Here is a 15,008-nt window from a genome sequence, read left to right on the forward strand (position 1 = left end):
CACGCTTTTTTTAGTAGCAGCATAGATATAGATCGCCATTTTCACTATTTCACTATTGATACAACCATACAACTAGAGAAACAGTAGAGACATTCAGGTTAGGTTATGAATATTATTGCCAACTTACCCGGTTATCAAATCACAGAAGAGTTATATACAGGGAGTCGCACCCTAGTTTATAGAGGTATTCGTAGTAGTGATCAGCAACCTGTAGTTATCAAAATTTTACGACACGAATACCCTAATTTTAACGAACTTGTCCAATTTCGCCATCAATATACTATTGGCAAAAATCTCGACTTTCCCAGTATTGTTAAACCCTTAAATTTAGAGGTATATGGTAATAGCTATGCTTTAATTATGGAAGATGGTGGTGGAGTTTCCCTATCCCAATATTTAGAAACATCGCAAAATAAACATAGTAAATATCACTATTTTAATTTGGAGGATGTTCTGAAAATTGCTATTCAAATTGCGGAAACTCTAAATTATCTTTACCAAAATCGAGTAATCCACAAAGATATTAAACCGGCTAATATTCTAATTAATCCAGATACTAAACAAGTTAAATTAATTGATTTTAGTATTTCTTCATTACTACCTTGGGAAGCGCCAGAAGTTGAAAATCCCAATGTTTTAGAGGGGACATTATCCTATATTTCTCCAGAACAAACAGGTCGCATGAATCGAGGGATAGATTATCGAAGCGATTTCTATTCCCTGGGAGTTACCTGCTATGAATTGCTGACCGGAAAACTGCCGTTTAAATCGTCAGATGTGATGGAGTTAGTACATTGTCATCTTGCCAAACAACCCCGACCAATTCACGAAATCAACCCAAATATTCCTATAGTTATCTCAGAAATTGTTAGTAAACTGATGGCGAAAAATGCGGAAGATCGCTATCAGAGTGCCTTGGGAATTAAATATGATTTAGAGCAATGTTTACATCAATTACAAGAAACAGGTAATATTGAGAGCTTTGCGATCGCACAACAAGACATAAGCGATCGCTTTATGATTCCCGAAAAACTCTATGGTCGAGAAGCGGAAGTCCAGCAACTATTAGCCGCCTTTGATAGAGTCAATATGAATCAAACCGAAATGATGCTAGTGGCGGGTTTTTCAGGAATTGGTAAAACTGCCGTTATCAACGAAGTTCATAAACCCATAGTCAGACAAAGAGGTTATTTTATTAAAGGTAAATATGACCAATTTAATCGTCATATACCTTTGGCTGCCTTTGTGCAAGCATTCCGGGATTTAATGGGTCAAATTTTATCAGAATCTGATTCTAAAATCCAAACCTGGAAAACCCATATTTTGGAAGCAGTGGGAGACAATGGTCAAGTTTTGATTGATGTTATCCCTGAGTTAGAACATATCATTGGTCCGCAACCACCCGCCCTAGAATTATCAGGTAATGCTGCTCAAAATCGCTTTAATCTACTGTTTCACAAATTCCTGCAAGTTTTCACTAACAAAGAGCATCCCCTGGTGATATTTTTAGATGATTGGCAATGGTCAGATTCAGCATCATTAAACCTACTCAAGATGCTAATGCAAGAGACTCAAGGATATTTGTTAATCTTAGGAGCCTATCGAGATCATGAAGTTTCACCAGTACATCCGTTTATTTTAACAGTTAATGAGATCATCCAAACTGGAGCTACAGTTAATACAATTACCTTGTCACCTCTGCCAGAATTAGATATCAATCAGTTAGTAGCAGATACCCTGAATTGTCAATTATCTATAGCTAAATCCTTAGCTAAGTTGGTTTATCAAAAAACCCATGGTAATCCTTTCTTTGCTACCCAATTACTCAAGGCTTTACATGATGAAAATTTAATTGTATTTGAGCCATCCAAGTCACCATTTAAACCGGAAGTCAGTCAAGGAGGATGGCAATATGATATTGCTAAAGTGCAAGCCTTAACTCTCACTGATGATGTGGTAGAGTTCATGGCATTACAATTACAGAAATTGCCTAAAGATACTCAAGATATTTTAAAGTTAGCCGCCTGTATTGGGGCAGATTTTGATTTCAATACTTTAGCAATTGTTAGTCAGAAGCCAACCAATGTAACGGCTGTAGCTTTATGGAAAGCACTACAAGAAGGTTTAATCATTCCGACTACTAAAGTTTATAAATTTTTGGCTGAATCCGAAGATCAAGAAGTTTTGAATAGTGCAGCTAATCCTACCTATAGATTTTTGCACGATCGCATTCAACAAGCTAGTTATTCTTTAATTCATGACGACCAAAAACAAGCCACTCATCTGCAAATCGGACAATTACTACAGCACAATTTATCACCGACAGAAGCAGAAGAAAAATTGTTTGATATTGTCGGTCATTTGAATTTAGGTCATGGTTTAATAACCGATACCAAAGAACGGGAAACCTTAGCTCAAATCAACTTATCAGCAGCAAAAAAAGCCAGAAATTCTACAGCTTATGTGGCTGCGAGAAATTTTGTCGAAACAGGACTAGAGTTACTGGCTGCTGACTGTTGGCAAAGTCAGTATAAATTAACTTTAAATATTTATGTTTCTGCTACCGAAGTCGCCTACTTAAATGCTGATTTTGAGAGGATGGAAAAGCTGTCAACTATAGTGCTAAAATCTGCTAAATATATCCTTGATAAGGTTAAAATTTACGAGATTAAAATCAATGCACTAACGGCTCAGAGTCGGATGTTAGAAGCGATCGCTGTAGCGGACAATGCACTTAAAGAACTAGGAGTTGAGTTTTCATCCCAACCTGATGAAGCCTTAACCGCGAAAACATTAGCAACTATTTCTCAGCAACTAGAAGGTAAAAAAATTGAGGATTTAGTGAACTTGCCAGTTATGGAAGATCCAGAAACCTTGGCGGCTATGGAACTCTTAGGAATTTTGTTTGCTCCCATTTTCTTAGGAAATCCTACTATACTACCCTTGCTGGGGTTCACTATGGTTAATCTATCTCTGAGGTTTGGTAATGCACCTATATCAACCATTGGTTATGCAATTTATGGTATGGTACTTTCCGCATTTTTAGGAGAGGTAAAAAAAGGTTATCAATTTGGGCGAGTAGCCTTAATATTACTGGATAAGTTTAATGTCCGAAAATTAAAAGCCCTCACCTTACTGCTATTTGGTACTTTTCTTCAGCATCGTCAAGAACCATTAAGATCCGCCATTCCCACCCTCAAAGATGGTTATATGTCAGCCATAGAAACTGGTCAAATTCTCTATGCTGGTTATAATATATTTAACTACTTTTATGATAATTTCTTCGCGGGAGTGCGGCTAGATGATTGGGAACCAGAAATTGATAATTACTGTGTAGTTTTAGAGAAAGCCAAACAAGATTCTCCCCTGACCTACCTGAAGATTAAAAAGCAGATGGTGTATAATTTTAGGGAAATTGTCGATTCACCCGATTTATTGAAGGGGAACGACTACAATGAAATAGTGATGATTCCTAAGCATCATCATGATAATGAATTAACGGCTCTGGCTGTGGTATATATTTATAAATTGATTCTTGCTTATCTGTTTGGTGAATATCATAATGCTGAGGAATATATTTCTCAAGCTGACCAATATTTGATGGCAGTAGGGGGGACAATTTATATTCCGGTTTTCCATTTCTATGCTGGTTTAACCTATTTGGCTTTATGTTCCACAAATTCAAAAATTGACCAACAGCATAGTCTGGATATGGTCAAAATTCATCAGGAAAAATTATCTGAATGGGCAGAGTCTTCCCCCACAAATCATCAGCATAAAGTTGATTTGTTAGCGGCTGAAAAATGTCGATTATTCGGAGACAAAGCAGAGGCTATTGATTTATACGATCGCGCTATTACCGGAGCCAAAGAGAACAAGTATATCCAAGAAGAAGCCTTAGCTAATGAACTAGCGACTAAATTTTACCTAAATTGGGGTAAAGCTAAAGTTGCCGCTGGGTATATGCAAGATGCCTATTATGGTTATGCTAAATGGGGTGCAAAAGCTAAAATTGCCGATTTAGAAAAACGCTATCCTAAACTGCTGAACCCGATTTTACAACGACCTCGTGCTACTAATTTATTCAAGGAAACTATTGCCAGGGGTATGATGACTTCCACCAATACTTCTAGTAGCATTTCCGAAATCTTAGATTTAGCAACTTTGCTGCAATCATCTCAAGCTATTTCTAGTGAAATTGAATTAGATAAACTGATTACTAATTTGTTAAAAATAGTCATTAATAATGCTGGTGCTAATAAGTGTGTATTGCTGCTGAAACAAGATAATAAATTTAATGTGGTTGCCATATTAGAACCAGGAAATCCACCTAGAATATTGCCATCAATACCCCTAGAATCTAGTCAAGATTTGCCGATTAGTGTAGTTAATAATGTCAAACGTACTGGCAAGCCTTTAGTCCTGGTAGATGCCAGAATAAATTCCAGGTTTTATGCGGATACCTATATCCAAAATAACCATCCTAAAAGTGTTATCTGTATCCCCATTCTCAATCAAGGTAAGTTGATGGGAATTTTGTATTTGGAAAATAATTTAACTGTGGGAGCCTTTACGAGCGATCGCGTTGAGTTACTCAAATTTCTCTGTTCTCAAGCTGCTATTTCTCTGGAAAACGGGCGACTTTATGAGGAATCACAGAATTATAATCATCAACTGAAACAATATGTAGAAAAACTAGAATTAAGTGAAGCGCGTTATCGTTATTTAGCCACTGCTACATCTCAAATTATCTGGCTGGCTAGTCCTGAAGGAGAAAACCTAGATACAGTTCACTGGATTGCATATACTGGACAAACCCTGGAAGAAGTCAAGGGAAGGGGATGGCTGAACGCTTTGCACCCTGATGATCTCCCTCACACTACTAAAGTGTGGCAAAAAGCGGTGGAAACTAAGAGTTTATATAAGACCGAATACCGCATTCGTGGCGCTGATGGTATTTACCGTTATTTTGCTGTTCAAGGAGTCCCTATTTTGGCAGAAGATGGCAGTGTTAAAGAATGGATTGGCACTTGCACTGATATTGATGCGCGCAGACGTGCTGAAAATAAACTGCGTGAAAAATCTCAGCAGTTAGAGCAAACTTTACAGGAACTACAAACTATGCAACTGCAACTAGTGCAGAATGAAAAAATGTCAGCTTTAGGAAATTTGGTGGCAGGTGTTGCCCACGAAATTAACAATCCAGTGGGTTGTATTAAGTGCAATATTCCCCCCGTGATTAATTATATTAAAGATTTGTTAGGTTTGATTGATTTATACCAACAAAAATATCCAGATCCCGATGAGGACATTACAGATGAAATGGAAACGATAGAACTGGATTATATCCGAGAAGATTTGCCGAAATTAATTAGAGCAATGCGGGAGGCAGTGGGACGCATTCAAGACCTAAGTGTGAGTTTAAGAACTTTCTCCCGTGCGGATACCGATCGCCCTGTTGCTTGCAATATTCACGATGGCATTGATAGTACATTGATGATTCTGAAGCATCGCTTAAAAGCCAACCAGATGCGCCCAGAAATTCAAGTAATTAAGGAATATGGTAATCTGCCAAATATTAAATGTTATGCTGGACAGTTAAATCAGGTATTTATGAATATTTTGAGTAATGCTATTGATGCTTTAGATGAATCAAATAAAGGGCGAGATTATGGGGAAATTAATAATCAAATTTTGGTGAAAACTGAGTTATCAGGTGACGGAAACTATGCAAGAATTCGGATTCAAGATAATGGGGTAGGTATTAGTGATGCTGTGAAAGTTAAAATATTTGAGCATTTATTTACTACCAAAAATGTTGGTAAAGGTACTGGTTTGGGATTGGCGATCGCTAGACAAATTGTAGTTGATAAACACTCTGGGATGCTGGAAGTAAATTCGACTGTAGGTGAAGGTACAGAATTTGTGATTTCTATTCCTTGTTAATTGTTTCAGATGGTTGATGATTGCCAATTGTCCTATATCCCAGATATTTTTCGATGAAATTAAAGCAAAAAATCGCCGCCACCTATATCGCTACCCTATCCATTGCTATCACCGGAACTACTATCGGTTTAATGGTGGGTCATTACTATCAAAAAAAGGCTATAATCAACCGGGATGCTGTGGTTCAACAATACGCACTTCTGAACCACTTGCAAGTTAAGATATTGTACAACCGACCTGGTAAACAACTGTCTCCCTATCTGCCAGATCCAGAGGGATTTCGGGAAGCTATTAATGCCTTTATCCAAAGGTTAGATGAAATTAGGAATTTGCTAATAGAATATGAAAAACTTGCTCAGGATACCAAAACGCCTGAACTGGAATTACTATTTTCTGAATATCAGGAAACCGTAGCTATTTTTGCTGAAAGATTAAACAAATTTTCTATAGCAGTAGAACGATTGAATTTTGCAGATAACCAAATACAAGCAGCACAGCAAGAGTTAATAGAACTTATCCAAAGCCCAGAATTTGCTGATTTTATCGGATTCCCCGACCAGCTAACTGATGTAACTAATCGTACTCAAGAACAGCTACAACTGGCGGAATTAGAGTTAGCACAATCCCAAAATTTTCGCAATTATATTGCTACCAATAGCCTGCTATTATCGGTAGCGATCGCATCTTTAGCCGGAATGCTTCTCAGTCGAGCGATCGCTCGTCAGGAATTAGCCAATCAAGCTGAACGCGAACGATTACAATTAGCTTTAGAATCTGCGAATATCGCTACTTGGGAATGGAACCTACAAACCCAACAAGTATATTTTGATAGTCGTTGGAAAACCATATTAGGCTACCAAGATGATGAAATTAATGATTCCTTAGAATCATGGGAAAGTCGTGTACATCCAGAGGATATAGAGTTAGTTCATGAACAAATAAGAAAACACATCCGAGGTAAAATACCAATTTATGAAAATGAACATCGCCTGCGCTGCCAAGATGGTTCCTATAAATGGAATTTTGCCAGGGGGAAAGTGGTAGAGTGGGATCAGCAAGGAAAACCCATCAGGTTTATTGGCATTAATTATGATATTTCAGATCGCAAAGAAGCTGAAAATAAATTGCGTGAGAGCGAGGGAATTTGGCGAACTCTATGTGATGTGACCCCCGCTGCGATCGCCATGTTTGATACTCAGATGCGATACCTAGTCGCTAACAAGGCCTGGTATCAACAATATGGCTTAGAAAATCAAGAAATTATTGGGCGATCGCACTATGAAATTTTCCCCGATGTTCCTCAAAATTGGAAAGATATTCATAGCCGTTGTTTAACAGGAGTAACCGAGAAATCCGAAGCCGATTTATGGATGCGTGATGATGGAGGTTCAGACTGGGTATGTTGGGAAATTCGTCCTTGGATTGATCGGAATGGGAACATTGGTGGCTTATTGATGTATACAGAAGTCATTACCGAACGCAAAGCCAATGAAATCACCCTTTCCGAACTTAGTCAACAATTAAAAAAAGCCCAAGAAGTTGCCCATTTAGGTTACTGGTCTTTTGATATTACCACCCCAAAAATTAGTTGGTCGGAAGAAGTTTTTCACATTTTTGGCTTAGACCCCGACCAAGGAGAGCCAAATTTTGAGCAAAATCTCCAACTTTATCACCCCGAAGATCGTGACTTCTTTTTAGAGAGAGTTGCGGAAGCTAACCAAGGTATTCCTCAAAACTTTGATGCGCGTATTATCCGTCCTAATGGAGAAATTCGCTATATTAATAGTCGCATTGAATTAGAGTTTAGAGATGGTCAACTGGTGCGGATGTTTGGCATTGTCATAGATATAAGCGATCGCCAAACAGAAGAAGCCTTACGTTCTCTGCTCACCCGCACTCAACTGTTAAATCATATTAGCACAGAAATTCGCAATTCCCTCAACTTAGACACAATTTTACAAAATGCAGTTAATGCAATTTTTGCGGAACTGAAAGTAGATATTTGTAGCTTTGGTTGGTATAACAATCATTCTGATTCCACCATCTGGGAAGTAGTAAATGAGCAGAAAAAGCCGGAATTTCCCAGTTGGATTGGTCATTATCAATTAACAAATTTTCCCCGGCTATTTGAAATGATCATCAAGGAAGAATTCTATAGTTTGGATATTAGAAAATCAGAAGATAAAGAAGAAGTGGATTTTTGTCAGGGTATGGGGATTACACTTTATTTAGCCTTACCCATTCATACAGCCAGCAAAATTGGCGCTTTTGAATTAGGTCGTAGCCAGGGAGATGAACCTTGGCAAGACGATGAGATTGACCTATTAAAAAACATTGCTAATCAAGTGGCGATCGCTATTCAACAAGCCCAACTTTATCAAGAATCCGAAGCCAAAAGCCAAGAAATTCAACGTGCTTATCGAGAACTTCAAAATACCCAAATCCAGTTAATTCAATCAGAAAAAATGTCAAGTTTGGGTCAATTAGTTGCCGGGGTTGCCCATGAAATCAACAACCCAGTTAGTTTTATTTATGGCAACTTAACCCACACCTGTCAATATACCGATGATTTATTATCCCTACTCCAATTATATCAACAATCTTATCCAGAAAATCCCACCCATATTAACGATTTTATCCAAGACATTGATTTAGATTTTATTAAAGAAGATTTACCCAAAATCATTAATTCCATGAAAACCGGAGCCGAGCGAATTCGTGATATTGTCAAATCCCTGCGAACCTTCTCCCGCTTAGACGAAGCTGAATTAAAAGCAGTAGACCTTCATGAAAATTTAGAAAGCACCCTAATTATCTTACAAAATCGGTTAAATGGGAGAGCCGGAAATACCCCCATAGAAGTGATTAAAGATTATGGTTATTTACCACATTATGAATGTTATATTGGCTTATTAAATCAGGTATTTATGAATTTATTAGCCAATGCTATACAGGCTATTGAGGAGCGACAAAATTATCAAACAGACCCCGATTATGCTGGTAAAATAACCATTACTACATCTTTAGATTTACTGGCTATATTAATTTCCATTAAAGATAATGGCATCGGTATGAGTCCAGAAGTTCAAGGCAAAATTTTTAACCCATTTTTTACCACCAAACCCATTGGTCAAGGCACAGGCATGGGATTACCCACCAGCTATCAGATTATCACCCAAAATCACCGGGGCGAGTTAAATTTTACCTCAGTGTTGGGGGAAGGAAGCGAATTTATGATTAAGCTACCCCTGAGTTGAGATAGCCTCTGACAAATCCCAGATCCCCTTAATTCTCCTCAATCCCGCAGTCAAGACCCTATACTAATCACCATTGCTTATGGAGTTTTACCTTGAATATCTTATTTATGATTAAAACCCGACAGCGACGCAGCCTCCTGATGCTGTTTATAGCGGGTCTATGCTTCTGGTCTGCCATAACTACATTGCTACCCACCCTCCCCCTGTATATTGCCTATCTGGGGGGGACTAAGCAACAAATAGGCTTAGTTATGGGGGCTTTTGCCCTAGGACTGCTACCCTCCCGCATCGTCCTCGGTCCCCTAGCAGATAAACGAGGCAGAAAGCTAGTCTTGCTCATCGGGACAATAGTCGCGACCGTAGCACCCCTTGGCTATCTATTCACTGATTCTATGGCCTTAATGGCTTTATTAAGGGCTTTTCATGGCATCAGCATAGCAGCCTTTACCATTGGCTACACAGCCCTAGTCACAGATTTAGCCCCAGAAAACCGTCGCGGCGAAATAGTTGGTTATATGAGTCTGGTAGCCCCCATTGGTATGGCTATTGGTCCAGCTTTAGGCGGTTTTATCCAGGCGGGAATGGGTTATGGTCCTCTGTTTATCAGTGGTACTGTTTTTGGGCTATTATCACTTTTGGCAATTTCTCAGGTATTAGAAGCCTCAAGGAACCCAGAACTTAGCGACCAGTCGGAAGCGAAGGGATCACCCATAGCTAATTATCTCAAGCGCCTGGGAAGTCCGGCATTAAAAATCCCAGCCCTAGTTTTGTTGATGGTGGGGCTAATTTTCGGCACTTTAGTAACTTTTATCCCGCTATATATCCAAGATGCTGGGCTAAGTCTCAATCCCGGGCTATTTTATACGATGAAAGCGATCGCCAGTTTTGCCGTCCGTCTACCCATGGGTCGCGCCTCCGACCGCTATGGTCGCGGTATTTTTATCACCACAGGTCTGATATGTTATCTAGTTTCCATGGCCATCCTAACTATCGCCAATAACAATTTTGATGTTTTGCTGGCTGGTTTATTTGAAGGCGCAGCCGCAGGAATTACCATTCCAATGATGTTAACCCTAATCGCCGATCGCTGTTTACCCCAGGAAAGAGGCCAATTTTTCTCAATTTGTTTAGGGGGATTTGATTTAGGATTAGCCCTAGCTGGACCTATTTTCGGTTCCATCGCCGACGCTGTAGGATATCGTAACCTATTCACCATCAACACAGGTTTAGCCACCCTAGCCCTACTATTATTTATCACCCAGTCTAGTCGCAACCCGCGCGAATCTTTCCGATTTGCCCTTGGTCGTGGTAAAGATAGTTATGCTATTAACTGAGCTTTAACTGACTTTCTCAACACCGAACCCCTGGTATAATCATTACCATCAAGGATAAAAACATTGGCAATTTGAGTCACCGTGGAAGACCAACCTACCATCACCACAGAAGCACTACTACCAAAACAGCGCTGGCATATTTTCCCAGAACGCCCCGAAATTGCCCAGAGTCTATCTGAAACTACCGGGGTTCACCCTATTATTGCCCAAATCCTGATCAACCGGGGAATCGAAACCACAGAACAAGCCGAAGCCTTCCTTAACCCCCAATCCCAAACTCTCCCGGAACCTATGGAGGAGTTCCCTGACTTACCCAAAACCCTCCAATTGCTGCAAAATGCCATTGAAAATCAACAAAAAATTGCCATCTGTGGGGACTATGATGCTGATGGGATGACGAGTACAGCCTTATTAATTAGAGCCCTTTCTCAATTAGGCGCAGATATTACATCAGCAATTCCTAGTCGGATGCAAGAAGGCTATGGTATTAATAATCGCATTGTCGAGGAATTTCACGAGCAGGGTATCTCCATAATTATCACTGTGGATAATGGTATTTCTGCCGTCGGTCCGGTGGCTAGGGCGAAAGAATTGGGGCTAACTGTGATTATCACAGACCACCATGATCTTCCCCCCAAACTCCCTAACGCTGATGCTATTCTCAATCCCAAATTACTGCCAAAAATTTCCCCATATTATGGCTTGGCTGGAGTTGGTGTAGCTTATATATTAGCCCTATCCTTAGCTAAACTCCGAGGAGAAGTGGACAGTTTGCGCTGGCAGTTATTGGAACTATTTACCCTAGGAACTATCGCTGATATGGCTCCTTTAAATGGAGTAAATCGCCGTTGGATAAAACGGGGTTTGAAAATTTTGCCGCAGTCTAAAATTCCGGGAGTGCAAGCATTAATTCAAATAGCAGGATTGGCTAACCAACAGCCGAATTTAAACAATTCTACTACTCCGATGAAACCAGAAGATATCGGCTTTCGCCTCGGACCTCGGATTAATGCGATCGGACGCATTGGGAATCCCCAGGTGGTGATTGAACTTTTAACTACTGACCACATGGGAACTGCATTAGAACAGGCGAAAGAGTGCGAAGAAACTAACCTACTACGCAAAGAACTTTGTGCTGATATTGAACAGGAAGCTATTGATTGGTATGAAAATAGTAATATTAATCTTGAACAAGAACGGGTTTTAGTTCCCTGTCAAAAAAATTGGCATCATGGAGTTATTGGAATTGTGGCTTCCCGACTGGTGGAACGCTACGGAGTTCCGGTGTTTATTTGTACTTATGAAGATGAGGAAAATCTGCGGGGGTCGGCGCGCGGTATTCCGGAATTTCATGTGTTTGAAGCACTGCAATTTTGTCAAGATATCCTCGGTAAATTTGGCGGACATAAAGCGGCTGGTGGCTTTTCTTTACCGGCGGCTAATTTGCCTAAGTTTAAACAGCGCTTGAGTGAATTTGCTCATCAATGTCTGCAAGTGGAACATCTTCGACCTTTAGTTAATGTTGATGTTCGCATAAATTTGATGGATATTAACTATAAATTATATGACCAAATTGATAAAATACAACCCTGTGGGATTGAAAATAGTGAGCCGGTTTTTTGGACTCCTAAGCTGCGAGTTCTTCATCAAAAAATAGTGGGGAAAAGTCATATTAAACTAACTTTATCTCAAGATTTGCCACCGGAAATAACTATGGCTGTTTTACCTACTATATCTGCGATCGCCTGGCGGTGGGCTGATTATTTTCCCCTCCCTTCCCCCCTGGATTTTGCTTATAAATTACGGAAAAATACCTGGAATAATCAAACGGCGATCGAGTTGGAAATTGTGGGGGTGAGACTTCCGGAAAACCCGGTTCCTCTAAATCGCCGCCTGGCTGAATTTAATTATTGCGATCGCACTTACAAGTGTAATATAACTCCTATTGGAGACAACTGGGAATTAAGAATTCGCAACCAAAAGGGAGAGGTTCTAGCTATTCAAACTGGACAAAAAACCGGGTTATTAGGAATTAGTCGCTCACAAGCCAAAACTGTTGATATTTCGCACCCCTTTTTCATGAAATTAATCGAAGCCGCCCAAGCCGCCCTGGATGTTAAATTACCATTTTTTAATAATTAACCACCTGAAATCAAAGACCCTTGTAGGGGCGGGTTCCACTGTCAATTAAATTTCCCACAAATAACATTACTAAACCCGCCCCACCCGACCAGATAATTCATTATCGATTGTCCATTGTCCATTAATTCGCGCTTTGAGGAGATAATTGATAACTATTCAAGCAGAGATTAGATTATTATGCTATACCAAAAGTAGCGATAGCATTGATGTAAATTGATGAATCATAACACTATGACCCAAAACCCGCTTTTAATCGGAAAAGGACTTCCCCCCTTTGCAGATATTACCACAGATCATGTAGTCCCAGGAATCACCCAACTTTTAGAGGAACTAGAAACCACCCTTAGTCAACTAGAAGAAAACCCCGAACCCACCTGGTCAGGATTAGTGGAACCTCTCCAGGAACTCCAAGAACGTCTGGTCTGGAGTTGGGGTATAATTAATCATCTGATGGGTGTTAAAAATAGCCCAGAACTGCGAGAAGCCCATCAAACAGTACAGCCCCAAGTGGTTCAATTTATCAACCGCCTGAACCAAAGCCAACCCCTATACAAGGCATTTAAAGCCTTAGCAGAATCACCCGATTGGGATTCCCTAGAACCCGCCCAAAAACGGATTGTAGAAGCCACTATTAGGGATGCTGAATTATCTGGGGTAGGATTAACCGGAGAAATATGCGATCGCTTTAACGCTATTGAACTAGAATTAGCCGAACTTTCCACCCAATTTTCTAACCAAGTTATTGACGCAACCAAAGCCTTTAGCCTCACCCTAACCACCCCAGAAGAAATAGACGGTTTACCCCCCAGCTTACTCAGTCTCGCCGCCCAAGCCGCCAGAGAAGCCGGAGAAGAAAACGCCACCCCAGAAAACGGACCCTGGCGAATTACCCTAGACTTTCCTAGTTTTGGGCCGTTTCTTAAATATAGCACCCGCCGAGATTTACGCGAAACCGTATATCGCGCTTATATCAGTCGCGCATCCGAGGGAGAACTTAACAATTTTCCCTTAATTGAACGGATTTTAGAACTGCGTAAAGAAAAGTCAGAAATTCTAGGTTTTTCCAGTTATGCAGAACTGAGTTTAGCTAGTAAAATGGCTCCCGATGTCGCCGCCGTTGAAGAACTCTTAGAAGAATTGCGAACAGTTAGCTATGATGCAGGAGTTCAGGAATTTGAAGACCTTAAAGCCTATGCTAAATCCCAAGGAGAAACAGCCGACCTGAAACATTGGGATATTAGCTTTTGGTCAGAACGCCAAAGGTCAGAAAAATTTGCCTATACAGATGAAGAACTGCGCCCCTATTTTCCCCTCAATCAAGTTCTGGATGGCTTGTTTGGACTGGTGCGGCGTATCTTTAATATTACCATTACACCCGCTGATGGTTTAGCCCAAATTTGGCATCCTGATGTCCGCTATTTTCAAGTAGCTGATAACCAGGAAAATGCGATCGCCTATTTTTACCTAGACCCCTACAGTCGTCCCGCCGAAAAACGAGGCGGCGCTTGGATGGCTGACTGCATTAACCGCGCCAAAATCATCGAAGATGGCATCACTAAAATTCGCCTTCCCGTCGCCTATTTACAATGTAATCAGACCCCCCCTGTAGACGGAAAACCCAGTTTAATGACCTTCTCCGAGGTAGAAACCCTATTCCATGAATTTGGTCATGGTTTACAACATATGCTGACCACCGTTGATTATCCCGGTGCATCCGGTATTAATAATGTAGAGTGGGATGCAGTGGAATTACCCAGCCAATTTATGGAAAACTGGTGTTATGATCGCTCTACATTATTTGGGATGGCTAAACATTACGAAAACGGGGAAACTCTCCCAGAACATTATTACCAAAAAATACTCGCCTCTCGCAATTATATGAGTGGTACAGCCATGTTACGACAAATTCATTTTTCCTCTGTAGATTTGGAATTACACCACCGTTACCAACCCGGTGGTAAAGAAACTGTCAATGATGTACGTCAACGCATTGCGGCTCAAACCACGGTTTTACCACCTCTTCCCGAAGACGCATTTTTATGTAGTTTCGGTCATATTTTTGCCGGAGGATATGCCGCCGGATATTACAGCTACAAATGGGCTGAAGTTCTCAGCGCCGACGCTTTTGCCGCCTTTGAGGAAGCTGGATTAGATAATGATTCCGCCGTGGTTTCTATTGGGGAAAAATTCCGCAATACGGTATTAGCTCTGGGCGGAAGTTTGCACCCTATGGAAGTCTTTAAATCTTTCCGAGGACGAGAACCTAGTACCAAACCATTACTGATTCATTCGGGGTTAGTTACCGCTAGTTAAAATCAGCTTAGTCTCC

General features: G+C 40.4%; 5 protein-coding genes. All 5 read left to right on the top strand.

The features are described from left to right. The first annotated feature begins 105 nt into the window (after window positions 1-105). The 5 genes from N39L_RS06310 (at window position 106) to N39L_RS06330 (ending at window position 14,992) form a co-directional block, all read left to right on the top strand. Window positions 106-5,946, top strand: coding sequence for an AAA family ATPase (locus tag N39L_RS06310; protein ID WP_014274643.1), 5,841 nt, complete (start codon window positions 106-108; stop codon window positions 5,944-5,946). A gap of 53 nt (window positions 5,947-5,999) precedes the next feature. Next, window positions 6,000-9,203 (top strand): PAS domain-containing protein, encoded by a 3,204-nt coding sequence (locus N39L_RS06315; RefSeq protein ID WP_014274644.1) that lies wholly within the window; start codon window positions 6,000-6,002, stop codon window positions 9,201-9,203. 92 nt (window positions 9,204-9,295) lie between these two features. Continuing rightward, window positions 9,296-10,537 carry an MFS transporter gene (locus N39L_RS06320; protein WP_410223098.1) on the top strand — a complete coding sequence of 414 codons (1,242 nt, stop codon included), beginning with the start codon at window positions 9,296-9,298 and terminating at the stop codon, window positions 10,535-10,537. A gap of 81 nt (window positions 10,538-10,618) precedes the next feature. Continuing rightward, entirely contained in the window at window positions 10,619-12,679 is a 2,061-nt protein-coding gene (gene recJ / locus N39L_RS06325; RefSeq protein ID WP_014274645.1) for a single-stranded-DNA-specific exonuclease RecJ, read from the top strand. Between the two features lie 216 nt (window positions 12,680-12,895). Next, window positions 12,896-14,992 (top strand): M3 family metallopeptidase, encoded by a 2,097-nt coding sequence (locus N39L_RS06330; protein ID WP_006619302.1) that lies wholly within the window; start codon window positions 12,896-12,898, stop codon window positions 14,990-14,992. Window positions 14,993-15,008 lie beyond the last annotated feature (16 nt).

The organism is Limnospira platensis NIES-39 (assembly GCF_026000695.1).
Lineage (GTDB): Bacteria > Cyanobacteriota > Cyanobacteriia > Cyanobacteriales > Microcoleaceae > Limnospira > Limnospira platensis.